At 40.9% G+C, this 25,227-nt stretch carries 27 protein-coding genes and 1 pseudogene; 14 read left to right on the plus strand and 14 right to left on the minus strand.

From position 1 onward, the window contains the following. Positions 1–68 precede the first annotated feature (68 nt). Positions 69–968 (plus strand): LysR family transcriptional regulator, encoded by a 900-nt coding sequence (locus tag IUZ65_RS08510; RefSeq protein ID WP_195703324.1) that lies wholly within the window; start codon positions 69–71, stop codon positions 966–968. A 138-nt stretch (positions 969–1,106) separates the two neighbouring features. Then, a pseudogene (locus IUZ65_RS08515) lies at positions 1,107–1,277 on the plus strand (carboxypeptidase M32); the annotation flags it as partial. 42 nt (positions 1,278–1,319) lie between these two features. Here IUZ65_RS08515 and IUZ65_RS08520 read toward each other — a convergent pair. Further along, complete coding sequence (locus tag IUZ65_RS08520) at positions 1,320–1,649, minus strand: type II toxin-antitoxin system RelE/ParE family toxin (RefSeq protein WP_195703325.1); 330 nt, start codon at positions 1,647–1,649, stop codon at positions 1,320–1,322. A gap of 3 nt (positions 1,650–1,652) precedes the next feature. After that, positions 1,653–1,928 (minus strand): hypothetical protein, encoded by a 276-nt coding sequence (locus IUZ65_RS08525; protein WP_195703326.1) that lies wholly within the window; start codon positions 1,926–1,928, stop codon positions 1,653–1,655. A 545-nt stretch (positions 1,929–2,473) separates the two neighbouring features. On the opposite strand from IUZ65_RS08525, the gene IUZ65_RS08530 reads away from it, so the two are divergent. After that, positions 2,474–3,394 (plus strand): alpha/beta hydrolase, encoded by a 921-nt coding sequence (locus IUZ65_RS08530; protein WP_195703327.1) that lies wholly within the window; start codon positions 2,474–2,476, stop codon positions 3,392–3,394. Between the two features lie 421 nt (positions 3,395–3,815). Here the strand turns inward: IUZ65_RS08530 and mrtJ are convergent, their stop codons facing one another. The 3 genes from mrtJ to IUZ65_RS08545 all read right to left on the minus strand — a co-directional run bounded on the left by mrtJ (position 3,816) and on the right by IUZ65_RS08545 (position 7,299). Then, the gene (mrtJ, locus tag IUZ65_RS08535) at positions 3,816–4,283 is read right to left on the minus strand and encodes a JDVT-CTERM system glutamic-type intramembrane protease MrtJ (protein ID WP_195703328.1); all 468 of its coding nucleotides are present in this window, start codon (positions 4,281–4,283) and stop codon (positions 3,816–3,818) included. Positions 4,284–4,355: 72 nt separating this feature from the next. After that, complete coding sequence (locus tag IUZ65_RS08540; protein ID WP_195703329.1) at positions 4,356–6,701, minus strand: choice-of-anchor F family protein; 2,346 nt, start codon at positions 6,699–6,701, stop codon at positions 4,356–4,358. Positions 6,702–7,035: 334 nt separating this feature from the next. Next, positions 7,036–7,299 (minus strand): hypothetical protein, encoded by a 264-nt coding sequence (locus IUZ65_RS08545; RefSeq protein ID WP_195703330.1) that lies wholly within the window; start codon positions 7,297–7,299, stop codon positions 7,036–7,038. Between the two features lie 149 nt (positions 7,300–7,448). On the opposite strand from IUZ65_RS08545, the gene IUZ65_RS08550 reads away from it, so the two are divergent. The 4 genes from IUZ65_RS08550 to IUZ65_RS08565 all read left to right on the plus strand — a co-directional run bounded on the left by IUZ65_RS08550 (position 7,449) and on the right by IUZ65_RS08565 (position 12,155). After that, positions 7,449–8,261, plus strand: a complete 813-nt coding sequence (locus IUZ65_RS08550; RefSeq protein WP_195703331.1) for a LysR family transcriptional regulator — start codon at positions 7,449–7,451, stop codon at positions 8,259–8,261. 244 nt (positions 8,262–8,505) lie between these two features. Then, the gene (locus IUZ65_RS08555) at positions 8,506–9,429 is read left to right on the plus strand and encodes a LysR family transcriptional regulator (RefSeq protein ID WP_195703332.1); all 924 of its coding nucleotides are present in this window, start codon (positions 8,506–8,508) and stop codon (positions 9,427–9,429) included. Between the two features lie 141 nt (positions 9,430–9,570). Then, on the plus strand, positions 9,571–10,671 hold the full coding sequence (locus IUZ65_RS08560) for an adenosine deaminase family protein (RefSeq protein WP_231363578.1): 1,101 nt from the start codon (positions 9,571–9,573) through the stop codon (positions 10,669–10,671). A 152-nt stretch (positions 10,672–10,823) separates the two neighbouring features. Continuing rightward, on the plus strand, positions 10,824–12,155 hold the full coding sequence (locus IUZ65_RS08565) for an NCS2 family permease (RefSeq protein WP_195703334.1): 1,332 nt from the start codon (positions 10,824–10,826) through the stop codon (positions 12,153–12,155). A gap of 127 nt (positions 12,156–12,282) precedes the next feature. Here IUZ65_RS08565 and IUZ65_RS08570 read toward each other — a convergent pair whose 3' ends face one another. The 7 genes from IUZ65_RS08570 to IUZ65_RS08595 form a co-directional block, all read right to left on the minus strand. Beyond that, entirely contained in the window at positions 12,283–12,972 is a 690-nt protein-coding gene (locus IUZ65_RS08570; protein WP_195703335.1) for an RES family NAD+ phosphorylase, read from the minus strand. Continuing rightward, a complete protein-coding gene (locus tag IUZ65_RS08575; protein WP_195703336.1) occupies positions 12,963–13,364 on the minus strand; it encodes an MbcA/ParS/Xre antitoxin family protein in 402 nt (133 codons plus the stop codon). Before IUZ65_RS08575 ends, IUZ65_RS08570 begins: the two co-directional genes overlap by 10 nt. 148 nt (positions 13,365–13,512) lie before the next feature. Further along, on the minus strand, positions 13,513–13,698 hold the full coding sequence (locus tag IUZ65_RS23490; RefSeq protein WP_195703337.1) for a DUF1289 domain-containing protein: 186 nt from the start codon (positions 13,696–13,698) through the stop codon (positions 13,513–13,515). Between the two features lie 164 nt (positions 13,699–13,862). Further along, on the minus strand, positions 13,863–14,459 hold the full coding sequence (locus IUZ65_RS08580) for a DJ-1/PfpI family protein (protein WP_195703338.1): 597 nt from the start codon (positions 14,457–14,459) through the stop codon (positions 13,863–13,865). Between the two features lie 226 nt (positions 14,460–14,685). Further along, entirely contained in the window at positions 14,686–15,084 is a 399-nt protein-coding gene (locus IUZ65_RS08585) for an NUDIX hydrolase (RefSeq protein ID WP_195703339.1), read from the minus strand. 73 nt (positions 15,085–15,157) lie between these two features. Beyond that, a complete protein-coding gene (locus tag IUZ65_RS08590) occupies positions 15,158–15,382 on the minus strand; it encodes a phosphotransferase (protein ID WP_231363579.1) in 225 nt (74 codons plus the stop codon). A 70-nt stretch (positions 15,383–15,452) separates the two neighbouring features. Next, positions 15,453–15,704: a hypothetical protein gene (locus IUZ65_RS08595; protein WP_229638020.1), complete on the minus strand. Its 252-nt coding sequence runs from the start codon at positions 15,702–15,704 to the stop codon at positions 15,453–15,455. A 358-nt stretch (positions 15,705–16,062) separates the two neighbouring features. Here IUZ65_RS08595 and IUZ65_RS08600 point away from each other — a divergent pair, with 358 nt between their 5' ends. From IUZ65_RS08600 to IUZ65_RS08615, 4 genes are all read left to right on the plus strand, one after another. Further along, positions 16,063–16,896, plus strand: coding sequence for a phosphate ABC transporter substrate-binding protein (locus IUZ65_RS08600; RefSeq protein ID WP_195703340.1), 834 nt, complete (start codon positions 16,063–16,065; stop codon positions 16,894–16,896). Between the two features lie 66 nt (positions 16,897–16,962). Further along, entirely contained in the window at positions 16,963–17,766 is an 804-nt protein-coding gene (locus IUZ65_RS08605) for a PstC family ABC transporter permease (RefSeq protein ID WP_229638021.1), read from the plus strand. Positions 17,767–17,858: 92 nt separating this feature from the next. After that, positions 17,859–18,623 carry a PstA family ABC transporter permease gene (locus IUZ65_RS08610; RefSeq protein ID WP_231363580.1) on the plus strand — a complete coding sequence of 255 codons (765 nt, stop codon included), beginning with the start codon at positions 17,859–17,861 and terminating at the stop codon, positions 18,621–18,623. A gap of 1 nt (position 18,624) precedes the next feature. Beyond that, positions 18,625–19,335 carry a phosphate ABC transporter ATP-binding protein gene (locus IUZ65_RS08615; RefSeq protein ID WP_195703343.1) on the plus strand — a complete coding sequence of 237 codons (711 nt, stop codon included), beginning with the start codon at positions 18,625–18,627 and terminating at the stop codon, positions 19,333–19,335. 215 nt (positions 19,336–19,550) lie between these two features. Here IUZ65_RS08615 and IUZ65_RS08620 read toward each other — a convergent pair whose 3' ends face one another. Then, positions 19,551–22,097: an EAL domain-containing protein gene (locus IUZ65_RS08620; protein WP_195703344.1), complete on the minus strand. Its 2,547-nt coding sequence runs from the start codon at positions 22,095–22,097 to the stop codon at positions 19,551–19,553. Positions 22,098–22,542: 445 nt separating this feature from the next. On the opposite strand from IUZ65_RS08620, the gene IUZ65_RS08625 reads away from it, so the two are divergent. The 3 genes from IUZ65_RS08625 (at position 22,543) to nfsA (ending at position 24,412) form a co-directional block, all read left to right on the plus strand. After that, positions 22,543–22,953 (plus strand): PPC domain-containing DNA-binding protein, encoded by a 411-nt coding sequence (locus IUZ65_RS08625; protein WP_195703345.1) that lies wholly within the window; start codon positions 22,543–22,545, stop codon positions 22,951–22,953. 87 nt (positions 22,954–23,040) lie between these two features. Next, the gene (locus IUZ65_RS08630) at positions 23,041–23,556 is read left to right on the plus strand and encodes a DUF3087 domain-containing protein (RefSeq protein WP_195703346.1); all 516 of its coding nucleotides are present in this window, start codon (positions 23,041–23,043) and stop codon (positions 23,554–23,556) included. A 133-nt stretch (positions 23,557–23,689) separates the two neighbouring features. Next, positions 23,690–24,412 (plus strand): oxygen-insensitive NADPH nitroreductase, encoded by a 723-nt coding sequence (nfsA, locus tag IUZ65_RS08635; RefSeq protein ID WP_195703347.1) that lies wholly within the window; start codon positions 23,690–23,692, stop codon positions 24,410–24,412. Positions 24,413–24,480: 68 nt separating this feature from the next. Here nfsA and cyaB read toward each other — a convergent pair whose 3' ends face one another. Continuing rightward, entirely contained in the window at positions 24,481–25,038 is a 558-nt protein-coding gene (gene cyaB, locus IUZ65_RS08640) for a class IV adenylate cyclase (RefSeq protein ID WP_195703348.1), read from the minus strand. Positions 25,039–25,227 lie beyond the last annotated feature (189 nt).

Genomic DNA, 25,227 nt, shown 5'->3' on the forward strand with positions numbered 1-25,227 from the left:
TCCATCATCGATATTGTATCAATGCTATTATGAATAGATACGAACAAAAATGCATAAATGGTATTCACATGAGAATAGACTGGAAAGCTATAGACTTTGATTGGAACCACGCTAGAGCCTTTCTGGTTACTGCTGAATTAGGTTCCCTATCTGCAGCAGCTAAAGCATTAAGCAGCTCTCAACCAACATTGAGTAGGCAAGTTAATGCATTAGAAAAGCAACTTAAGGTAGCTTTATTTGAACGAGTAGGAAAGGGATTGGAGTTAACTCCTAGCGGAGTTGAGTTGGTTGATTGTGTTAAAAATATGGGTAGTGCGGCTTCTCATTTATCCCTACTTGCTTCAGGGAAGTCTGAATCATTAGAAGGGTCTGTCTGTATTAGCGCATCAGAAATCATGGCGGTTTACGAGCTACCTACATTAATTTCAAAGTTAAGAAGTATTGAACCTAAAATCACTATTGAGTTAGTTGCATCAAACGCAAGCAGCGACTTGAAAAGAAGAGAAGCAGATATCGCTCTAAGATCTTACAGACCTACTCAACCAGACTTAATTGCTAAGAAAATTAGGGATGACGATTTTTTTCTTTACGCCACAACTAGCTATCTTGAGTCTGTAGGAAATCCTATATCTGTAGCTGATTTTGATAACGTTGACTATGTAGGTGCTCCAGATATTCACGAGATTATTTCAATACTAAATCATAGTGGCCTGCAATTGACATCTGACAACTTTCCCGTTACCACTGGAAATCATACTGTTTATTGGGAGTTGGTTAAGCAAGGAATAGGCATTGGCTTCATTCAAAAAAATTTAGTTAAACCAGAAGATCAGGTCCAGAAAGTGTTACCTGAATTAGGGGCATTCTCAAGCGAACTTTGGTTAGTCACTCATCGTGAACTCAGGACAAACAGACGAATCCAATTCGTGTTTGATTTTTTAAGTAATGAGTTATCACAGCATAATTAGCTGATTGGAATTAATAGGAGACATTCATTTATTCCCACAAATTTAAAAGCAAAATTCTAACCAACGGATTTTAGTTAACCTCTTCCTATTATAATCAAACTGCCTTCCATAAGTTTTGCAGGTTACATTATACCGTAGACCGGTGGGGCCTTTGGATATTTCCCTTCATACACGATAGGTGCAATGTACGCCGCTCAGGTTATGGCTGCTATGAAGAAAACCGTAGACGTTGATTCCGTGATTAAAAGCGGTGATCTCTCCCCTATTTTCTCCTGGCCATCCGAAAATATCTGGAGCAAGGGAAGCTTGTTGCCATACTTTGCGTGGTGCAGATACTTTAGCTTTAACTTCTTAATTGAATTTTTTAATGATCTGATGTCGATATAAAGCACTGATTAGATCTTGCTTAGTTTGCAAAATAAGCATGACGTGGGCTTTATTACCAATCACTTCATACAGACATCGATACGAACTATCTAACCTTTCCTGGAACTTGATGCCAAAATCCAATAACGTGGCGTTATACCTATATCGTTCAGAATTTTCAAAGATCGCTTCATAATTTCGATTAACAAGACCATCAATAAATGTTGCCACTTGTTCTTCAGAATAATTTTCGACAGCAAGAGATTCTATCTCCAATAAGCAGTTAACGGCCATTTCAGTAAAAACAACTTCCAAGAATTAACTCCTCGCAGCACGAAGACAATCTAACACCTCTTCTTTTGAGTGAACCCGACGAACAGCAACATCTTCTTTAGCCATCATAGCCAATTTCAATAACGCATTTGCTTGTCGTTCTGCATGAAGAATTCTTTCTTCTTGTTCTCTTTCTTCCGCAGTTTGAATATACAATTCAGCCATACCATTTTTTGTTACAACACAACCACCTTTAAAGGCATCAGGATTACCAAGGCTATCTTTTGCTGCGCGTTGTGACATTGTATTTGTCTTGTTCATAGTGACCTCACTAAAAGTTACGTATAAATCTTATGCCAAGATTATACCGAGGTCAAATATGACCTCAATTTACCCACAGGTTTTAGTCTTCATTGTTCTAAGGAGCGATGGGGCCTTTGGCTATTTCTACCGACTAATTACGTAGGGGACAGTTCACTCTATGGTAACGAGGGTTTTAAGTATAAATATGCACTATAAAAAGCGATGAAAGAAGCTCAAATTTTGCTCATAACTGGGCATTTTCGTGTCACAAAATACCAACTGCTGTGGTTCAGAAAAAATGGCTTGGTTATTGGGGGAACAGTAAAAGGCAGTTAAAGGACATACTTTACGTCGCATGTTTTTTTGTTATGTATGTCCTTTAAGACTTAGATCTGCCTGAACCAAATGATTTCGGGACAAAAAACAATTTGAGCTTTTTAAACAAAGCTTACCTCTCAGATAACTTTTAGTATCTAAAAAATTAAAATAGTAACATTGCAATGAATGCTGTGTTTATACACAGTGTGCTCGACTAATAAAAACAAATAGCAGGAGAATCTTTAGTGGAAATTCATAATTTGGAGAAGGGAATAAAGGAGCTTGTTAAAGATTTTGTCAAAGCAGGATGCCCGTCCGTTAGGAATCAGTCTATTACTGAACGTCGACAAGGCTACTTGAATAGTGTCTCTCTTGCTGGAAAAAGCGATCCTGTATATCAAGTCAGAGAGGTAGAGATTGATGGTTCAACGTTACGCATCTATAAACCATCGGCTAGAGACAAACTACCTGTCGCAATATATTTTCATGGTGGTTGTTTTGTTAGTGGTGGGTTAGATACTCATGATCAACAACTTAGAAAATTGGCTAATGTTTCAGGTGCAATTGTCATAGCAGTAAAGTACCGATTAGCTCCTGAGCATACTTATCCAGCAGCACATGATGATGCATACAACTCAACTTTAATTATACGTGAGCACTGTGCTCAGTGGGGAGGAGATCCACACAATATAAGTCTTGTCGGAGATAGCTCTGGTGGTCACTTATGTCTCGTCACATCTTTACGGCTGAAAGAGAATGCTGACTGGCAACCTGTGAAACAAATTCTTATTTACCCTATGTTAGATGCGACCGCTTCGAGTCGAAGTTATAAGGATAATGGTGAACACTACATCATTACCAAAGACACCTTGGTAACAGGGTATGAAATGTACTTGAACGAAGTATCAAATAAGCATCCTGAGGCAAGTCCTCTATATCGAACTGATTTTGAGGGGCTCCCTGAAACTCATATTCTTACTGCGGAATTCGATCCTTTAGTTGATGAAGGTGAACTTTTATACCGCAAGTTATTAGATGCGGGAGTTGAAACTCAATGTAGAAGATATTTGGGGGTAACTCACGGCTTTTTTCAGCTCTCAGGCATAAGTGATGCGGCTAAAGAATCCATTATTCACGTCGCTAATATTATTCAAACTAATCACTGAATATTACGTCAAACTTGATGTACGGAATCTACTCCCTCCTTTGCCAAGTTAGACTTAGGAGAATGAGATTTAAACGAGGGTTTTAAGTATAAATATGCACTCCAAAGAGCCATGATAAACACTCAAATTTCATTCATAACTGGGCGTTTTCGTATATCACTTGTTACGAGCCTAATATCAAGAAAAGTGGGAGAAGTTAAAATAGGACTTCTCCACCACAAGTCTCTCTGCCACACAATGGTTCACAAAAAGAGTGGCATCTAAGCTCTACTCACTCCATAAGTATGCAGGTTAAATTATATCTTAGACAGATGGGGCATTAAAAGCTCGATACAACTAAACCATAATAACTCGTAGAAAGCATAGTGAGATTTTCTAGGTTATCAGCTCACCATAAATGTGTTCCAAGCTCCTCATTTCTTCAGCAAAGTTTATTTGATAACGCCAGTAAAAAAATACCGTTAAATAAGATATGTAATCCAACCGGTACAAACAGAGCAGAGTAACGCTCTTTGAAAAACCCAAAAATGACTGAAGGTATAAATACGAGAACGGCAAACAGTAGTGGTTGATGTATCAAGTGAAAGCCCGTAAATAAACATGAAGTAATCAGGTTTGCATTGCTCACACCATAATAAGCCTTCCGTAACAGTTGTTTCTTTAATAAGCCTTCTTGAATTGTGCCTCTAAATACCCACTCTTCAATAACCGGGTAAATAAACAACATATTTATTAAAACAGTGGCAGAAATGTCCCAAGTAGAGCTGAGATAACAAGGAAGTAACTGCCAGAATACGCTTCCAATAACAATACTGAGGAAAACTGTTACGATCAGTTTTTTATCCTCAAAAATTTGTATTGCTCTTAGTCCGTTTGGGAATGAAATCATAATTTGTGTTTTTGCGTTAAGTGTTGAGGTCAATATCAAATTAGCAAGAGCCTAATGGCTCTTGCTCGTCATCTAACTTTCATTAATGATTCTATTTCGACGTAAGAATAATCCTATCACTGACATAAGCACTAAAAGTGGTAACGTGGGATCTACTGGTGCATTAGGGTCCCCAACAGTACACCCTCCACCAGAAGAGGAAATAGACAAATCATCATCAACTAGGTCTGATTCCTCAGCCAACGGTTCATCTACGCGTACCGTTACCACGGCAGTATTCGATTGCTTATCATCTTTGGTCACAATATAAGTAAATTGTTCAATTCCGCTGAAATCAGCCTCCGGAGTAAACTCTATATCCATATCTTCATTCACAAACGCATCACCATGAGTTGGTTCATTGTTAATGGTAATACTCATTGTGTTAGATTCTTCTAGGCCATATTCATCGTTAGCAAGTACATCAATTTGAATAGGTACACCTTGGGTAGTTATTTCATTGTCATTTTGAACAATGGGTGCACCTAACACAACTTCTGGATTAACCACTACTCTCACAGATGCAAGATTAGAAACATATTCTCCTGTCGTGATCTCGTATTTGAATACTTCATTACCCTTGAAATAGTCCGCTGGAGTGTAAGTAAGTGTTAAATCGGCATTGATGACTGCGTCGCCATTGATGGGTTCTTCCACCACTGTCACCTCGATTTCACTTGATATTACGGGCACTCCATTCAACACGTCATTTTCAAGAATATCGATTATGACAGGGGTTTTTTCATCAGTGGTCGTATAGTCATTAAACGCTTCGAGCACATCTTCTGGAATTTTGTAGTTAGACAAATCAGGAGCTTCACGCCCTGCCTGAATCCAATCTGGTTCTTCACTACCTGAAACACCTGGAAGTACATCATCAATTGATCTGGCCGTTAATCGAAGTGTCAATGAGCCAAATATTGGCTGACTATCCTCATCAAGTAATTTTTCATCAATATTAATGAATATATCAGTGTTAAGACCCGCAAGGTCATCACTAAGAATCGTTGCATAGCGAATCAACTCATCAGGATCTTCGTATGGAATATTTAGCCCAAGCGGTTTCTCGGCCCATTCTGAAAGCACTTCATCAGGAACGATACCGAAGTTATCTTCCAAAGTATCTGGGTCTCCATCCAAACCTGTACGGCCTGAACGCCAATTGTATCCATCCCAGATCGCCACCACACCGTCAGATTCCGCATCGATATCATTTTCAAGCCAGTACGCAATCACACTAGGAACTAGGTTGTTCGGAAGCATATAACCAAGCATGTTGCCAGGGAGATCCGCGTCATGAGTTTCGTTAATATTGAAAAAATTATTGGTGATAGAACCGATGACGCCGTTATCTATCGATAAACCGCTATCAATGTATTGTGATTTCCAATCCAAATCCACAAAGTAATCTGGATACATAAATCCAGCCGCCGCATGATCTAAAAATCCAGGGTCGAACCTCGGGCGAACTCCATCATCAAACAATTTGGGCGCGAATTTAGCAAAACTCTTAGGTTTCCAAACATCAATGTCCGGTGCAGAACCGGTTCGACCATCAAAAAATTCGCGAGGTACAACGGTTCGCATTTCAAAGCCCACACCGTGCTCACTAAAATTCAGTTGTCGAAATTGGTCACCGACTCCAGTTCCTAGCTCAAATTTATAGCTTGCTATCCGCTTATCAGTGTCATTTCTGATTTTTTGAATAACACGGTAAATTCGGCCAACACCGTATTTCTCTCTAAACTGATCGATCGTATTATCTTTATTAGTAGAATTACTACTGGCGCTGCCTTTATCTTCTATATCGGAGTCGATTAGTCCTTTATATCTAATATCTTTAACACCAAGATCAAAAACCAGATCAATGGGTGTATCTGTTTGCGTCAATTGTAAAAAATACCGCTTTGAACTTCCTTGGGCATCGTTGCAGGTTTTTGAGACAACGGTATCTGGAAATGATGGATGCTCCATTTGGCCAGAGGCCATAATACAATTGTGCATTGAATAATCTAAGTTATCATTTAAAACTTGAATTCCTGGAGCTAAACCACTCCCGTTATCAAGATCCCAAGTAATATAGGCGACGCTGTTTTCCTCCCAAACCCCCTCTTCTGTTGAAGCAAGCGCAGCGGCTTCTGTTGAGTTATAAATAAAGGTTTTAGGCGTAGCTCCACTAAAACCATCCACAGCTTCATCAACTGTCAGTATGTTATCCGCATTCCACTGTGATAAAATCGGCGCTGGTACATCTAAATACAGGTTTGGAGTTGCGTCTTTACCAATACTATATCCTGACCCCGCAACTACAGAGATACTCATCAGAAGTAGCATCATATGATTTATTCGTTGTTTTGTGTTAGACCCTTCTATTTTCATGGTTTAACTCCTTGCTACATATAAAATATTTACAGCTCACTAGGGTCAATTACCGTTTTGGTGAATTAATTATTATTCTAATAATATTAAATAGATTTTTTGCTCTAATTAATCTAAAAGTAAGTCAAAGTAATTCCCTATGATTTGAATAAAATCACAACCAAGACGTAAATAATAAGATTGAGCACATATTTTTAATACGTCTAACTTGATGGAAATATTGCAAGATGTTGCATGACGATAAACCGAGGTTAGCGTTCTATGAAAAATAGATTGTTCACAAATAAAAATTAATTTCCTGACTACATCCTCTAATCCACTACGACGCGATTCGTTACCTTTTTTGAGTGACTAAAGACGTAATTTTCCTTGTGTAAGGATGGTTACCAATGTCAGTAACTGTTATTCCAATTTTTGCTACCACATTACAGATTACATTTAATAGCGTGTAAAACTTACATATATCGTCTGAACTATATTCTTTATAAAAAGCATCTTCTTCTTTCAAAATTTGAGTTTTACCGCCATCAGGAAACGGAACTGTTCTTGATGCGTGCTTCATGACACATTTATTTTTCTTCCCTGTTTCTATTTTCATTTTAGGCTCCGTGTTAACTGTGTTATTTCACTCCAACAATCTTGCGCCATGTGATATTTATGGCAAAAATCAGAATAAGACCTTTGACTGTTCTAAAGATTACTAGACAATGTGATTTCATCAATAAATCGACGTGCAAAGGTCTTTTCATGAATAAAAAGAGAATCGACTGGAACGATCTTCAATTGTTTATTTCTGTAGCCAGAGAAGGTGGACTTTCAGCAGCAGCAAAGTCGAGTCAACGAAGCCCTGCAACACTGGGTCGAAGGATGTATGCACTTGAGCGTAGCTTAGGAAAAGAACTGTTTATCCGTCATGATCGTGGATATGAGCTACTTGCCGAAGGAAGAAAATTGTTAGAAGAACTAACGGCCATCGAGTCAAAAGTCACTAGCTTCACAATGACCAATTCACAAAGCAAAAAGCCGTTAGTCAAAATATCTGCAGGAACCTGGACGACACTTTTTTTAATCCAGAATATTGATCAATATTCTGGAACGTTAGATGACACCCTTATACGCTTCATCTCTACAGAAAAAATACTGGACATATCGCACAGAGAAATAGTTATCGGCATTCGCAACAGCAGGCCGATAGACGAATCTCTAGTATGTCGTAAACTAAAGCGTGTCGATTTTGCACCCTATTCAACGCCTGAAGCGCCTGAAGTATGGATAAAAGTTCTTGAAGATATACCCTCTGCTCGCTGGCTTGATCGTTTTGTTATGAGTAATTCAATATGCGAGGTGAGTGTACCGAGAAACAGCCTTGATATCGCTCTTGAAAGCAAAGGCATAGCCCTTCTTCCTACTTTTATAGGGGATACACAACCTAAGCTAAAACGTGTAGGAAATATAATTGATGAACTTAGCCATGACCAGTGGTTGGTGACGCACCATGAGGATAGATACTTACCAGAAGTAAGGAACCTCATAATTAAACTTGGTGGAATTTTGGAGTGACTTTGATATAACTTGCTGTTGTTTGCTTAATTCAATTTGAAGAGTATTAAACGCTAGACACGATATTTATTAACCTAAAATCTGGCTGACTCAATAAGGGATAAAAAACCTGTTCGCCTATCGACTGACATAAAGCAGCTCTGGACAGAAATACGTCATACATTAGATCATTCAGCAAAATTTGAGTTCTCTAATGTATGGGTATTGGACGGCCTACCATTAATGTAACTGAGGAAATTTAACATTGAATTTAGATACAAAATGGCTGCAAGATTTTTTGAAACTTGCAGAGCTACAACACTTTACTCATGCCGCTGAAGCTCGACATATTACCCAGCCCGCATTTGGTCGACATATTCGAGCCTTAGAAAAAGCCGTGGGCCAAACGTTGATTGACCGCTCCACCACTCCCATTAGCCTAACACCCGCTGGTCGTCAATTTAAAAATGTTGCTCGCAATATGATTTCGCAAATGGAAGAAGGTTTAAACCTATTAAATAGTATTGAGCAACCATTTATCAATCCAATACGAATCGCAAGCCCCCACTCTTTATCGTCCCCCACCTTGTTAGATCTTATTGAACATAACGAGGCGGATAACAATCAAAACTTCTCTATTGATATCTTGCGTGTAGACTTTGCGATAGAGTCGATGATAGAAGGAAATTGTGATTTTTTCCTTGGATTTGAAACGTTATCCTTGTTGCAACCTCCTTTTAAAAACCTAAAAATCGGTCATGGTAACTTTCTTTTAGCCTCCGCAGTTGATACTAATGGGCAAGCACTATTTAACCCACAAACCCACAGCACACCGATTATTGGCTATAGTGCAGAGTCTTACAGCGCTCGCTTAATTGAACAATATCAGCCCGAAATTGCAAAACTCAATACCTACCAATCATTTGAATCATCAATGTGTCATTTACATAAGGAAATGGCACTACGAGGAACGGGTATTGCGTGGCTACCCGATACACTTATCCAACAAGAACTAAAAGATAAGACCTTAATTGCGATTGAACCGAGTGCTTATCGATTGCCTTACCAAATTCGTTTATATCGCAATTCAACACCCCTAAGAGATGAAGCAGAGTCATTTTGGAAAGTTATCAATGAACAAGTACAATCAGGCTGGCAGATTAACTACCCGTGGGAACCTCAAGACTAAATAAATACGGCACTAACACCCTCCCTCAGTGCCGATTCGGCACTAACATGTCAAAATTTGCATTTAACTTTAGTCAATAACAAGTGGATACTGCTCCTAAGTTAATCGATTGCGCATCAATATCAGATGCAAGGGGAAGCAGTGAGTTCAACGTCTATTACACTTCATCAGTTTTATCATCTATTTCCAAAAGCCGACCTCCATTATCATCTTCTTGGTGGTGTAAGGTTAGAGACGATGCTTTATTTGGCAAATAAGTATGATTTCGAGTTAACTGAGCAAGAAGCTAAATGTTATTACCGAGTTCACCAGAATGACACCAGCATTGTGAAAGGCGGTATTGAGGCGCTAACACTGTTGTACCATCTCATGCGTGAACCTGAAGATTATTTCCGTGTATTAGTAGAAGTCTCTGAAGATGCTCATGCATGTGGCGTACGCTATATCGAGACATTCTGGAATCCAAGCGACACCAACATTTCGTATCAATGTGTAACAGAAGCCTTAGCAGCTGCCATTAAACATGTGGAAAGTGAAATGGGGTTAGTCGTCCGGTTAATACCATCAATCAACCGAGAGAAAACACCTGAAGTAGCCGTTGAAATGGTCGAGGATATGATTGCCTTTCCGCACCCTTATGTTTTGGGTCTTGGAATCGACTATAAAGAGCATAATGCCCCAGTAGAACATTTTTGGAAAGCCTACTCTATTGCGAAAGAATATGGCTATAAACTTACCGCCCATTGTTCAGAGTTTGGTCTGCATTGGCGAAATGTAGAAACTGGCATCGAACTGATTAATATTGATCGTATCGATCATGGTTATACGATTATAGATAATCCCGAATTAACCGCAAAATATGCAGATTTAGGTATTCCTTTCACTGTCGTACCATCAAATACCTATTACCTTAAAAAATGGCCTGAACAAAATGAATGGGCTCAAAATCATCCAATAAGAACAATGGCTAAAGCCGGTCTCAACATTATTCCATGTACTGACGATTGGCATATTCACAATACAACTAGTGCCAACTGCTACCGCGTGATGGTTGAGGAATTCGGTTTCGACTTAACAAGCTTAAGGCAAATGATGATTAATAGCATTCAAGCAAGTTGGGCTCCAGAAGAGGTTAAACAGCAATGGCAAAACGAGTGGAGCTTAGAATTTGATCACCTTAGAGCGAGTTTAATTGAGCAGCCAAAAATTTCAGAAGGTCAATTAATTAAGTACCGCCGCTAAATATAACCAAACAGGCTAACCATTTGATTTCGGTCAAGTGATAAAAGTGGGTGCTGATAGTGCATTGCGTTTATTTCCGTAAGAAAAAGGAAACAATGCAATTCTAATCATGTACATAAGTATGTCATTTAAATAGGCAGAGAGGGAATTCCATGGAAGATAAAAAAAAGGAATCCAGCGTTAATATCGCTAGACGATTTGATTTTAAAGGCAATAAAACAGATTTGAAAACTGAAATAATTGCGGGTGTGACAACATTTGCGACTATGGCTTATATGGTCGCCGTTGTACCCGGAATGCTAAGTAAAGCAGGCCTATCATTTGATAGTGCATTTACGGTCACTGTATTAATGACAATTCTCGCCACAGTAGCAATGGCATTATATACCAATCGACCATTTGCTTTAGGCCCTGGCTTAGGGAGTGTTGCGATATTTTCGTTTACATTATTGGGCAATGGTATACCGCTTGGTATCGCCTCAGGGATCATTTTTATAAGCGGTCTGTTGTTTATGCTGGTCTCCTTTCTCGGTGTACGTGATTTCGTTGTACGAATCATTCCACAGAGTGTCAAAGTATCGGTAGGCGTAGGTATTGGTTTATTTATAGCGCTTCTTGGTTTTAAACAAGCGGGTATTATTGTCGCTAATGCACGTAAAAATGTATTAGTTTTTGGAGACTTAGCCTCGGCAGAAGTTCTGGTCGCGGTTGTTGGTTTCTTTATGGTGTTATTCTTCACATCACGTAACTTTAAAGGGGGGATTATTATATCAATTTTGTTAACCACTTTAATCAGTATCCCGCTAGGCATCACGTCAGTACCTGAACACTTTTTCAGCATGCCGAGTAGTATGGCTGGGATGGCATTTGAACTCGACGTAATAGGTGCCCTTAGTCCTATATACCTACCCTTTTTGCTCGCTTTCTTTATACCCGACTTTTTCTCTACTTTAGGTGCATTACTCGGCATTGGCGCGCAAGCTGGTTATCTTGATAAAGATGGTAACTTACCGGGTATCGAGAAGAACTTTCATGTTGACTCAACCGCGACGACCATCGGTGCACTATTTTCGTGTCCAGTATTAACAACATACCTAGAGAGTGCCGCAGGTGTTGAAGCAGGTGGCCGAACAGGGTTTACCGCCCTTGTTACCGCGGCTTGTTTTTGTCTTACACTTTTCTTAGCACCACTTGTAGGAATGATCCCGACGGTTGCAACCGCCCCCGTGCTAATGTACATCGGTATCACGATGATGAGTTCGATGAAAAAAGTGAACTATGATGATATCACTGAATACTTACCCGCCTTCGTGTGTGTTGTTGTAAGTATATTCAGTTTTAACGCAGGCAATGGTATTGCTGCAGCAATGTTAGTGTATGCATTCTTGAAGTTATCGACAGGCAGGTATAAGGAAGATCACTGGTCAGTTTATCTTATTGCAGCATCTATGATTTACTATTTTTACATCATTTCAGCGCACTAATTTTAAGTTATGCTGTTTTGTCTCAGGGACCTATTTTTATAGTCAAGCGCTTAAAGGTATGTCCCCCCGTCCTCTTTATAAACTGACTGAAGAGAACATGCACCTTAGCGTCGGAATGGTAAGCGAACTACAACTCGTCCACCATGTGATTGACCTTGTTTACCTCCGCTATTTTCTTACCGTCCCATATCATTTCAAGTAAATAAGATTGGACGACATCGCATACTGGTTTGGGTGTGAACAACGCCCAACAGATACCCAACTCTAAACGTACTGACGGATATTCAACAGCAAGGTAACCATCTTTCTTTAGATTACGAGCCAATTGTTGCGACGCTGAGTAGTCGTCGGGATGTAGAATTGCAGCGTCACTTGAATCGACAACATACACAGATGACGATTTGTGCGTAATCAATAGCCCTCGGAACAAAAAACGATCATAGGCCAACCCTTCAATGTTCTGCCAATATTTCTGTTGATGATGTTTTACTTCTAATGCGGCAGTTTGGTCTGTAGAAGCCAAATACAACGCACCAAATAAACCATCATTGAATCGGCCTCCATTTGGATTGACGTGAGTGAATGGCGCGACCGCATAGCTTCTCCCACGCTCACAGTCGAAGGGGATGTCAGAGCGGTCGAGCAGGGATATATCACCGACTTCGTCAAGCAATCTGGGATTAGTCATAGACTGAATGGCATAGAGTATTTCAAATTCTTCTGGACTTGCCACGTCATCAAACAGAGCAATTGACGGGTATTTGGTACTTATTAGACGATGACCTACCGAGGCTTTCTGTTTGTCACCTACCCCCACAAACCACCTCTTAACGCATCAATACGTTTCGCTACTTCATACAAGTCACCAAATTTGCCTGAGTTAATAATGTCAAGTGGTGCGCGCCCTGCAAAATAATCGTTATTGTTTTGCATGGACATAAAGCCACTTACATTGTCATTGTTGCTAAAAACAATACGTAGTGCTTGATGCATGTTCAGTAAGTAGCTAACACGCTCTAGTTGGTCATCAGTCAAATTCGTTTTTTCTGGGTTTGCCTTAAACTTGTGGTAAGACGTAGAAGATACTTTAAGGATGTTCTGGCTTTGTTGAACGGAGCACCCCCAAGAAGAAAGAATGTTGTCAGCGGCTTTAAACCCTGCCATTGATAGCGCTTTTGAGTCGTATCCACTATTTTTTGCTAGGCTCATGCCAACTTAACCTCAATGGTATCTATTTTAAAATATAGTCCCTAACGGGACCATTGTACATACTAATTTGAAAGATAGTAATATAGAAATCGATTGAGATTGGTTTATTGTGTTTGTTTTTCTGGAACACATGGCGTTTGCAATTATTCTATGCCTGCTTCGCAATCATTTTTTTGCACCTAATAACGATGTCTATTTTTTCATCCTCAGATTTATTTACCCAATCAGTAATTTCTGATGATGACCTGTAGCAACCTTTGCAGATAGCATTATCATCCAGCTCGCATTTGCCTATACAAGGGGTAATTATAATTGTACTGTTTCCTATGAACATATCTGTTTAATCATACTCTATGGTTATTTAATTTAAATTCTACAATATCAGTTCCGTTTACTACTACACACTCAAATGTCGGTACAAATATCACCTCATCGCAAGCCAATTCATCTTTGGATAGAAGCATATTTAATTATGCAGTCTACGCTGCATACAAGTTATTACAGATAAGCACCGACTATCGACATGCAGTGTTCCACCGTGCATTCTTTTTCACCGACTGGTGCAACATAATGAATGGCTGATTCTGCATGGGATGTGTTTGAAAGTTTACTTATAATCCATCCGGCTAAATACTTTGATGACAAACAACCACCTGCTGTTGCTATATTTCCTTTGGCATAAAACGGTTGTTCTAAAACCGTAACACCTGACTCAATAACCCAAGGCTTGGTCGTTAAATCTGTGCAAGCAGGGACTTGATTCAGTAAGCCCAGAACTGACATCAACAACGTACCCGAGCATTGACCACCAATTAACTGAGTTTGAGGATTGAGGCTTAGCCTGGATAATAGACTTTCATCTTGGGCAATATCGCGAGTTAACACACCACTACCAAACAAGACAGCATCTGCTCCATTAGCAAACTCTAGCGGTTTTTGAGAATAGATAGTGACCCCATTCATGGACGTGACTAATTCTGATGGGCTAGTAATTTGTACATTCCAGCCAAACGCTTTCATTCGATTCAGAATGCCCGATGCGATGAATGAGTCCAACTCATTAAAACCGTCAAAAGTCAGTACTGCAATATCCATATTTCTGTTCCTTTTCCTAAGGCTGATTTGACAAGTTCCTGCCGTCTTATATTCGATATATCATGCTTGACCTGTATGAACTATGCAAACACATCGTTAGGTGTTTTTTCACGTGTCAATTCAAAGAACCACAGAGTCAAGACGTCGAATAATTGGTCATCTTTCGCTAACTTTTTATTATACAAATAGCGGAGAGTATTTAGGTTAGGAGTTTCGTGGAAATGCGTTACAGCGAAAGATATTGAATGACCCTTTGATATTCTGACAAAGCGAGCTTATCCGCTTCAATCCCAACGGGTGCCAATAACAACTCATACCATTTAACTTCATCCGCTTCTTGTGGAGAAATGTCCCCCTCCCAACGACTTACTACATAATAATGAATCAACTGTAATTCACTTGTTGGATGGTAAAGCGAACATAGATACTTGTAACAAGTTGGTACTACTTTTAACTCTTCCATTACTTCACGAATTAAAGCTTCATATTGACTCTCATCTTGTTCAATATGGCCGCCAGGGATATTCGTTAAACCAGCGTCTGTTTCTCGGTATTCACGACGTTTTTCAAGTAATACTTTATTTCCATTAATCAATAAGAAGGAGACACATTCATGCACTTTCATCGAATTTCCTTACTAATACTACTATTTTTATAGTACACATACTCACCTCTGGATAACGCCTTGCCCGCGACGGTTAGAATCTAAAGACTTGCTCTGCAATTGTACCCAACTTATCAACGCTATCGGTTTTAAAGGGAGACCAACAATAAATAGAATACGCTAAATCCCATATCCTTGGTGCAGGATGCGCAGTATCGAAGTCGAAAACACCTACCACTGTGTTTTCAGAAAGAGCGACATTGTATGGAGTAAAGTCACCATGACAGATAAACTCAAATGGCTCTCTAGGTTCAAGCACCCACTCCTGTTTACCAACGTCAATTTGAGACAGTAAAAACGTCGTGGAGTCATGGATTTTTCGTAGTAATTTAACAGACGAAAATCGCCTCAGTAGAAGTTATAGCACCAACTAATGGATAGTTATATGTATCGCCAGCAATTAAACTTAGGACTTCTTGATTTTCTTTGATGCCAAGAAACTTAGGACACTCATGAACACTTGAGTACTCTATATGCTTCAATAACAGATGAACCGTTGCACTCCACGGCTGGAGAGGTCGATAAACAACTTCACCATCTCGATATATTGCCGACTTTCTCCCACCTGATAATTCTTCCATGATACTCCGACTGCAACTAACGCTACTTAGGCGGCTGACAGAAAAATAATTTCTAAATATGCTTACTTCGAATAACTTTAGGTAGGGAAAATAGTCGATAACAGAATGTAAATGATTTTTATATCACGGTAACCGCCTCTGTATTTTTGGATTAGTTTCAACAATAGTGGAGCAATGCATTGTCATTATTCACTCATCCGACAAAATTATGATTTAAATCAATTAGTAATACTGCATTTCACTTGTAGCACATATTGTTTTGTCAGGCCGGTAAGGGTAGTCTTTACGTTCAATATCTGCACCGGATACATCCTTGATGCTTCCCCTGTGCTTTAGTTTCAACTAAAAAGGAGATTTTATGCGACTCAAATTTGGTTTTATGAGGCTGCTTGTTTGTGGTCTGTGTTTTATTCCGGCTATCACTCAAGCTTCTGATCTCGACAGGTTCAAAGGACTTTCCGGAACGATCAATATCGCTGGGGGAACAGCGCATATTCCGGTAATGAAACAAGCTGCCAAAGCTGTTATGAAAGCCAATAGAGAGATCCGAATCACAATCGCAGGTGGTGGTTCCGGTGTAGGCGCCCAGCAAGTGGCTAAAGGACTGGTTGAAATTGGAAACACCGGTCGACCGCTGAAGCCGAGTGAAGCGAAACACGGGCTGGTCTCGTTCCCCTTCGCTATCGACGGCGTAGCGGTCATAATCAATCCGGCGAACCCAATTCATGCATTAACTCAACAGCAAGTGGCCGATATATATGCGGGCAAAATCACCAACTGGCAGTCTCTTGGTGGAGATGACCGCTCTATCAATATTTTTACCCGTGATGAGGCCAGTGGTACCCGTGCTGTTTTCGTAAAAAAATTGCTTCGCAACTCGCCGATGGTCAATCATGCCAATGTCGTGCCGTCTAATGGCGCAATGAAAACAGCCATCGCACGCGATCCTGGTGCCCTTGGTTACAGTAGCGTCGGTTATATAGACAATACGGTTAAAGCGCCTGCTCTGGACAATGTTCAGCCCACCAACGACGCCTGCGCATCCGGCGAATACCCAATTGTGCGCAAACTTTACATGAATACCAAAGGCGAGCCTCAAGAACTGGTGCGAGAGTTTATTGATTTTATCTACAGCCCGCAAGGTGCTGAATATATCCGAGCATCTGGCTATATTCCGGTCAGCAATCAATAACACATGACATCCCCTATCACGACAGAGCGGGTACTGCTGACACTTGTTAGCACGGTATTTGCTCTAATGATGTTGTTGTTTGGCTTTTTGTTCTGGTTTGCCTTGCCTGTTTTCTTTAACACTGAGACACCTGTTTTATCGCTGATCTGGCAACCAGAACAAGGGCAATATGGCATTTTATCTATGATCGCCGGTTCCGGTCTGATCGGTTTGATGGCACTGACATTGGCTTTTCCTGTTGCCGTTGGCATCACTGGTTTTTGCTTGTTCAGCCGCTATCAAAACCTCGCGTCATGGATCCGGCGAATGATCCGACTAATGGCCGGGATCCCGACCGTCGTTTATGGTCTTGCCGCTGTTTTTTTACTTGTTCCGTTATTGCGGGAAACCTTTCGGAGTGGTTCAGGGTTTTGCCTGCTCGCCGCTGCTGTAATGGTAGTACTGTTGATTTTACCCGTCATGGTAATGATGTTAGACACCCACTGCCGTCCGCTGGAAAATCAGATCCGTCTGGCTTCTGCGTCCATGGGCTTTACCGATACGCAGACAGTTTTGTACCTAGTCTTGCCCAATTCGACTAAAGCGATGGCCACTGCAGCGTTGCTGGGCTTTAGCCGGGCGATAGGTGATACCATTCTCCCGCTGATGTTGGCCGGAAACGCCCCGCAACTGACTGACAGCGTATTTGACTCAGTCCGCACCTTAACAGCCCATATTGGCCTGGTTCTCGCTACGGAAAATGGCAGTGCTGCTTACAACTCACTGTTCGCTGCTGGCCTGCTGTTACTTGCAATGAGTGTCACGGTTACGCTGTTGATCAGAAAAATGGAACACGCACAGTTTAGTGTGCGCAGAGGTGACGCAGAATGAAAGCGCGATTATTTCACCTCTGGTGCCTGAGCTGCACAGCCGGTCTACTGGTATGTCTGACCTTTTTCATTGGTTTTATTATAAATCGCGGTGTGCCCGCTTTCAGTCTTTCGCTATTTTTCGGCGATGCCGACCCGATCAAAGGGCTGCTTGGGCTTGAACCTGTATGGGACGGGATCTGGCCTGCTTGCGTCGGCACAATGACAGTTGTTGCCTGCGCTTTGTCACTGGCCCTTTTACCCGGGCTAGCAACAGGAATATGGCTGGCAACCAGCGCGGCTTCACGGTTTAAAACAACCCTTGCTCTTTGCATTGATATTCTTGCGGGTGTCCCTTCGATTCTGATGGGGCTCTTCGGCTTTACCTTGATCTTATTTCTTCGCAACTGGTTACTCCCATCAGCCAATACGTGCTTACTACTATCGGCGTTAAGCCTCGCAATGTTAATTATTCCTTATTTAGCCGTCGCAACCCGAACGGCGCTGCAAGCCTTGCCCGCTTCGCTTGAGATCACGGCTCTCTCGCTCGGTATGACACGCTGGCAAACTTTGCGTGTCGTACTATTGCCGCAAGCTTCTAAAGGAATTATGGGAGGCATAATGTTGGCCATGGGCAGAGCGGCCGAAGACACCGCGGTGATTATGCTGACGGGCGCTGTTGCCAACGCGGGTTTACCTGGGGGGGTATTTAATCGTTATGAAGCACTACCATTTACCATTTTCTATTACAGCGCCCAATACCAAAGTAATTCAGAGCTGCAAATGGCCTTTGGTGCTGCGCTCACCCTTCTGTGCCTCACTGCCGCAATATTTTCTATTGCAGGCCTTTTGCAACGAACACCGTCGTGGAGAAACTAGTATGACGTTAAAACGTCCGCCAAAATTGGCTGGTAAAGTTTCCAGCCTAACCATTTCTTTTGGTTCACAACCGGTTATCTCAGACGTGAATGTGGAATTATATAAAAATCGAATCCATGTGCTTACCGGTCCTTCCGGCTCAGGTAAGACGACGTTTCTGCGGGCACTCAACCGCCTCAATGACTGTTTCGAAGACTGCCGAACACAAGGGGAAATAGAGCTGTCAATTAACGGAACCATGCAGTCGATTCATACCCTTAACCCTCAACGGCTACCAGAGTTGCGTCGGAAGGTAGGCATGGTCTTTCAGCACCCACAATTGTTACCCGGCACGATTAAAGAGAACCTGCTATTACCACTTAAAGTTGTCTGTGGCCTAAAGGGAGACGCTGCACAACAAAAACTTTTTTCCGCCTTGAACCAAGCCGCTCTCTGGGATGAAGTCAAAGACCGCCTCAAAACGCCGGCTCATTCTCTTTCCGGCGGTCAACAACAGCGCCTTTGTTTGGCCCGCACACTTGCACTTGAGCCCGAAATTTTGCTGCTCGATGAACCTACTGCCTCATTGGATATTAAAACGGCCGCTCAAATCGAGGCACTCATTATTCAATTGGCTACACGGTATACCATAGTGATGGTTTCCCACTCAGCACAGCAAACAGAAAAACTGGCTGATCACGTCATCCGTTTTGAACATGGAAGAATTGTATGATAAATATAAAGATTCCTATTTGTTAAGCAATCTTAAAACCTAAGCTCACCCTCCTATTACATTCCCCTTAAACATGTTAGCAACAATCTTAACTGTCTTATTGCGTGTCACTAATCGAGGTATTAACGAGACTAAGTAATTCATTTTCCTGATACGGTATGCATTCTATTTTTAGCGTAAGCCGTCAGCGCAGAGCTAGCTACCTCGCTTGGTCATCACACTTCACTATTTCTAGGTTTTAACTCGCATTTAGACAAAAACTGTTTCTCAAATTGGTCTATCGATATAGCTGGTGACCAGTAATAACCTTGCCCGACACGACCACCCAAATGTTTGATCATATCGAGTTCATTTGATGTCTCAATACCTTCAATCACGGCTTGAGCTCCAAGTGCATCCGCCATGTTTAATAACGTTTTTACAATCGTTTGGTTAGTCATATTGTCTTGAATGTCCTTAACGAACATCATATCTATCTTCACTTCATCAATGCTTAACTGACTTAGGTAAGCCATTGACGAGTAACCCGTACCAAAATCATCGATGGAAATTGCAAAACCTAGATTTTTAATAGCACTAATTTTTTGAACTAGTTCATGAGAGTAATCCAGTTCCTGAGATTCTGTAATCTCTAAGGTAATATGACTGGTGTCTACCAAATATTTTTCGCTTGTAGATTGCAAAAACTCAATGAAATCCTTTTGCTGTAAATCTAGTACTGAAATATTGATAGACAAATTAATTACAGCCTGCTGATGTGCAAACCAAGCAAACATTTTTTCAAACGCAATACGTGTCAGACTATGAATCAAGCCACTTTGTTCAGCAATAGGGATAAATACACTCGGCGCGACCGTTCCGAGAGTAGGGTGACACCAACGCATCAATGCTTCACCACCAACCACTTTATTTGTGACAAAGTTAATTTGCGGTTGGATATAAATATCAAATTGTCGATGCGCAATCGCTAGTTTTAGTTCCTGTAACGTCTTGACGTAAGCCTCAACTTTTTCGGTCATCTGAGCGTTAAACGGTAACCATTTCAAACCACACTTTTGCGCTTCGAGTAATGCCATGTAAGCGCTTTGGTGAAGGTCTGAAATATCATCCCCTTCCTGACTAGCACACGCACTTGACGCTCTTAGGTTCAAATCTGACAAATATAAACTATCTGCTAGCTGATTTTTCCAAATGCTTAGCAATGTTTCTACCTGCTGTTCCGTTGTTTCGTCGTCAGTCACAAACACTAACGTTTGCTGTGGGGGTATGCACACAGCAAAATGTTTTTTATCCAAAATCAGGTCGATCTGCCAAGGCAGCTCAGATACTTTATCACCTATATTCGTCAATAATTCCTTCGTTTCTGAGGCCACTCTTTCTGTACCTAAAGTACTAATCAGGCGATCGATCCCTTCCATATGAATTAGTACCAATTTGATGCGCTTTATATTGAGGCCACGGTCGATAAACTGGCCTTTGAGGGCGTATTGATAAAAATTCTGGTTTGGCATATTTAAGGTTTGATCTATCAAACGATGTTGTTTCTCGTGTTGCTCTTGATATTGTAGTCGCTTCGCAAGACTCACTGATAATAAATAAAGTTCCGCTAACGCGCCAATCATGAAACTGTGCATGGTGATGATATTTTGAGGCAGAATATTAATGTAAGTAAGATAACCACAGAACGCACCTATAAAGGTACACAGCCACGATAGTAGGTAATAAGATGCTGGATAATATCTTTTTCTTAAGGTAACGACTGCTGTACCAATGCAAACATAGGCTACGATAACAATCAACGGCAGGTTGAAATACATACGTTGCAGTTCTGTCATTTGATAGCCAACCAACAGCATGACAGGAAACACCCAAATACTCTTTTCAATTAGCCAACCAGTTTTTGGTCGAAACTTTTTGATATCAAGAAAATGGTGGCCAAACATTAAAGCACACCAAAGTATCATTAGGTGCAATACACCCATATGGTTGCCCAACCAGCGGCAAAAAGAATCAGGAAAGATTAAATAACCAAAGCCGTGTAACGGTGCAAATTGAAGAAACATAAATAGCTGGAAAAGCATATACCAACCATATTGCGAACTGTTTCTATTCAGAGAAAAAATAAATCCGTTATATAACGCCAAAGCGAGGAACACGCCGATAGCCCCGCCCCAAAGAAAAAGGGTTTTATACTCGTAATGATTAAATGCCTGCCCATCCATAAGGCTAAGCGGCATAATGGCTGGACCATCACTCTGTTTTCGAATTAATAACGTTAGATTGTCATTTTCTGCAATTGAAAACTCAAAAACGACTCCCTTATAGAACGCTTGTGAATCGGGACGGTCATTGATACCTAGTTGCTCAGTTTGTAGCAACACTCCCTGTCTGAAAAGGTAAACATCTAGGTGTTGCAACAAGTGGCTTTGAGATACGAGCGCGAGTTCTTTTGGCTGATTTAGATGAATGGCGGACAGATCAATTTTATACCAGTAACTATCTATGTTTGGTGACATAGATTGCTGGTACAACTCAGTGCTGAACTTGGCAGACTCAAGCATATGCTCAGCACTACTCGCATTGGTGTCAATGGCGGTAGCAAGCGGAACCTTCAAATTAAGCTGTTTAAAGTGGTCATCAATACTAAGATTTTCTGCTAACAAAGAATGACTCAAAAATAGCAAACAAATCCAAAGCGATTTAATCATATGTTGACCATAACCTTCTTGATCTTCATTACTCAGCAAATCTGCTGCAAACATTGTACTTATGAAATGCCCGTCACTTAATGGACCAACAACATGGACACATTTAATGCGTATTCGTTAGTTGTTTCGTACCCTTGTCTATATAAAAGCTTATGTCACTACACGCATATTTCAAGCAAAAATAGCGCCTACAACAAATTGATTCAAAGAAAATGCCGGATCAGAAAAAAGTGCCGATAGTTCTGAACGCACACTCGGCGGTGTTCTTTGAGCTTTAAGGGTAACGTACAAATGCGTCGTTATGGCGATTTATTAAATAAAATGTTTAACAATATCAATGCCATCACTCTGCAACCCTATGGTTACCCTAATAAGCAAATATCATTGTGCACTGTACCGATAGGGTCTAGCGTCTCGTCATTTTAAAGATTAAACTCGGACGTAGACGTACCCAATGTTAATTGTCACTAAAACCTTATCCTTCTAATGGAATCAGATTATGCTCACACCCATCGCGATTAGGCTCATTCAAGGCGCTGACTTAAAAAAATCCATTGCTCAGCTTGTCACTCAACATAAAATTAAAGCGGGTAGCATCGCCTCGTGCGTAGGTTGCTTATCATCCGTCAGTCTGCGCCTAGCGGGTGCGCAAAAAACATTACAGCTCAATGGACCTCTAGAGATTGTATCGATAATGGGCACCCTAACGCCGCAACATCAACATATTCACCTTACAGTTTCAGATAACACTGGTCGCGTCATTGGTGGGCACTTATTGGACGGGAGTATTATCGACACCACCGCAGAGCTTATTGTTCATCACTACCCTGTCCTTTCCTTTTCTCGTGAATTTGATGATACCACTGGCTTTACGGAATTAGTTGTCAACGATGAAGTGTCTCACTGTTAGCATCTCTCATCAAATTTGGGGTAATAAGTAGTCGAAGACTGGAAGCATGAGTTATCATGCTCAATATCCCGCAACTATTTCTATCTCATGCAATTAATTAAAATAGATAAATCGATTTATAAAAGGCACCTTAACGTTATTTCTGTGGCGCTTGTTGGAGCACTGGCATTGCTTTCCGTTGGTTTTGGGAGCTTGCTGATTGCCGTTTTTGACGCGCAACAAGTGACCTCTGAGTCAACGGGGAACTTTCATTTAAACGTTATTGGCGTGATAAGTGCCGCTATTGTATGCAGCGCGGTCCTTTTCTATTTGAAAACGACGCCATATTTTGTTGAGGTGTACTACGTTTGGCGCTTGAAAGCGTTACATAATCGTATATATAGAAGGCTAAAAAAGGTCAAACAACGTGTTAGTGAAAACGACCGAGATGCTATCGTTGTTCTTTTTTTCTACTATCACAGCTTAAAGCAGGTTTACTTTCTAGATAACAACACGCTCACCCTTCCTGAATTAGAGGTGAATATCCGTAATCTACAACAACAGATTGATTCGTTAGACATGCATGTTGATATAGATGACTTTGATTCCAGTTTCATCAAATAGCGACATAATTGTGATTCACACCCTCACTTACCTTTAAACAGAAAGATACCGATCGTTTTGGGTTTACCCCGATCGCTATTATCGTTATCGTAATTTATCGCCACATCATAACTACAAGGACTGTCGGAGACTTATGAACAGCACGATTGAAACCATATTGAGCCATCGCTCTATTCGAAAATACACGGAACAACCAGTTGAGCCGCGCCATTTGGAAGCCATTATTCAAGCCGGACTTGCCGCGTCATCCTCTAGTCTGCTGCAGGTTGTCTCTATCGTAAGGGTAACAGATAACGACAAGCGTAAGCGCTTGGCTCAATATGCGGGTAATCAAGCTTATGTCGAAAATGCTGCAGAATTCTTAGTGTTTTGCATAGACTATCAACGCCATGCGCTAATTAACCCTGAGGTTCAAGCCGACTTTACTGAACTGACTCTCATTGGTGCCGTAGACGCAGGTATTATGGCACAAAATTGCTTATTGGCCGCGGAATCATTAGGGTTAGGTGGTGTGTACATCGGTGGCTTACGTAACAACGCTCAACAGGTCGATGAGCTCCTCGGGTTACCCGAGAATACCGCAATTTTATTTGGATTGTGTTTAGGTCATCCAGACCAAGAACCAGAAGTGAAGCCTCGCCTACCCGCACATGTAATTATGCACGAAAACCAATATCAATCACTGAATTTGGATGATATTAATAACTACGACCATTCTATGCAAAGTTATTATGCCAACCGTACGAGTAATCAGAAACAAAGCAGTTGGTCACAAGAGATAACAAAAAAACTATCCGGCGAATCGCGGCCGCATATTCTTACTTATTTGAATAGCAAAGGGCTGAACAAACGATAGTAGGGAAACAGTGTTACTCTGCTCTCAAAGAGACCCAATTAATAACTGGATAGGGCTGACTTACCGTGTCAGTCCATTTCGTGCTCTTCTAATTGTAAGCATCTGTAAGGTTTGTGTTCTAGCTCCGTATCAGTTAAGCCAAACTTACTCGCCAAACCAATAAGTTCTGTCCGATAACCCTCTAATAAGCCCGCGTCATCTGTCATGATTGCGAACTCTGCAAATTCACCTAAACCGTGTAAATGATCAACCGTTATATGGAATTTGTCGACAAAATAAATGCTGCGGATTTTGTTCAATTTCAGCACGACATCATAGCCCAAGGTGTTAAGCATCTGCCTCGCATTGTTAGCATCAGTGATATTCGTTGCCTGACAGCAGTCTTCTTCTGGTCCTTTTACAATCCACAACTTAATACCTGAGGGTTCCATCTCTCGAATACAAAGGCTTTTGTTTTGAGATTTAAGATCATGATCGCACGTGTCAAAATACCAATCTGACTCAACATTATCCTGAAGCATGACTTCATGCTCCATCGACTCGAGTACTTCTAAAAACTCAGATTTCGACGCAATACGATACTTTAATTCGACTTCAAATTTACCTTTAAAATGTTCGTGATTCATCGTTCACTATTCTCAATTATATTATTATCTGGGCTAATCAATTTTTGGCTATTTATCTGAAGAAACACACTATGTCATTAGATCTTACTATTCTATGAGATACCGCACAATTATCTTATTTGAATCAGTCACGTCCATAGTCCTTAACAACATCTGCGATCATTTAAATTAAAGCGAGTAACGTCGTCG

Origin of the sequence: Vibrio sp. VB16 (assembly GCF_015594925.2) — a bacterium.
In the GTDB taxonomy this organism is placed as follows: domain Bacteria; phylum Pseudomonadota; class Gammaproteobacteria; order Enterobacterales; family Vibrionaceae; genus Vibrio.

Excerpts from the sequence above, each read along its gene's own strand:
- IUZ65_RS08510 (WP_195703324.1), top strand. The coding sequence starts at position 69 with ATGAGAATAGACTGGAAAGCTATAGACTTTGATTGGAACCACGCTAGA.
- IUZ65_RS08525 (WP_195703326.1), bottom strand. The coding sequence starts at position 1,928 with ATGAACAAGACAAATACAATGTCACAACGCGCAGCAAAAGATAGCCTT.
- mrtJ (WP_195703328.1), bottom strand. The coding sequence starts at position 4,283 with ATGATTTCATTCCCAAACGGACTAAGAGCAATACAAATTTTTGAGGAT.
- IUZ65_RS08540 (WP_195703329.1), bottom strand. The coding sequence starts at position 6,701 with ATGAAAATAGAAGGGTCTAACACAAAACAACGAATAAATCATATGATG.
- IUZ65_RS08545 (WP_195703330.1), bottom strand. The coding sequence starts at position 7,299 with ATGAAAATAGAAACAGGGAAGAAAAATAAATGTGTCATGAAGCACGCA.
- IUZ65_RS08550 (WP_195703331.1), top strand. The coding sequence starts at position 7,449 with ATGAATAAAAAGAGAATCGACTGGAACGATCTTCAATTGTTTATTTCT.
- IUZ65_RS08565 (WP_195703334.1), top strand. The coding sequence starts at position 10,824 with ATGGAAGATAAAAAAAAGGAATCCAGCGTTAATATCGCTAGACGATTT.
- IUZ65_RS08575 (WP_195703336.1), bottom strand. The coding sequence starts at position 13,364 with ATGAGCCTAGCAAAAAATAGTGGATACGACTCAAAAGCGCTATCAATG.
- IUZ65_RS23490 (WP_195703337.1), bottom strand. The coding sequence starts at position 13,698 with ATGTTCATAGGAAACAGTACAATTATAATTACCCCTTGTATAGGCAAA.
- IUZ65_RS08580 (WP_195703338.1), bottom strand. The coding sequence starts at position 14,459 with ATGGATATTGCAGTACTGACTTTTGACGGTTTTAATGAGTTGGACTCA.
- IUZ65_RS08585 (WP_195703339.1), bottom strand. The coding sequence starts at position 15,084 with ATGAAAGTGCATGAATGTGTCTCCTTCTTATTGATTAATGGAAATAAA.
- IUZ65_RS08595 (WP_229638020.1), bottom strand. The coding sequence starts at position 15,704 with ATGGAAGAATTATCAGGTGGGAGAAAGTCGGCAATATATCGAGATGGT.
- IUZ65_RS08600 (WP_195703340.1), top strand. The coding sequence starts at position 16,063 with ATGCGACTCAAATTTGGTTTTATGAGGCTGCTTGTTTGTGGTCTGTGT.
- IUZ65_RS08605 (WP_229638021.1), top strand. The coding sequence starts at position 16,963 with ATGATGTTGTTGTTTGGCTTTTTGTTCTGGTTTGCCTTGCCTGTTTTC.
- IUZ65_RS08615 (WP_195703343.1), top strand. The coding sequence starts at position 18,625 with ATGACGTTAAAACGTCCGCCAAAATTGGCTGGTAAAGTTTCCAGCCTA.
- IUZ65_RS08620 (WP_195703344.1), bottom strand. The coding sequence starts at position 22,097 with ATGTTTGCAGCAGATTTGCTGAGTAATGAAGATCAAGAAGGTTATGGT.
- IUZ65_RS08625 (WP_195703345.1), top strand. The coding sequence starts at position 22,543 with ATGCTCACACCCATCGCGATTAGGCTCATTCAAGGCGCTGACTTAAAA.
- IUZ65_RS08630 (WP_195703346.1), top strand. The coding sequence starts at position 23,041 with ATGCAATTAATTAAAATAGATAAATCGATTTATAAAAGGCACCTTAAC.
- nfsA (WP_195703347.1), top strand. The coding sequence starts at position 23,690 with ATGAACAGCACGATTGAAACCATATTGAGCCATCGCTCTATTCGAAAA.
- cyaB (WP_195703348.1), bottom strand. The coding sequence starts at position 25,038 with ATGAATCACGAACATTTTAAAGGTAAATTTGAAGTCGAATTAAAGTAT.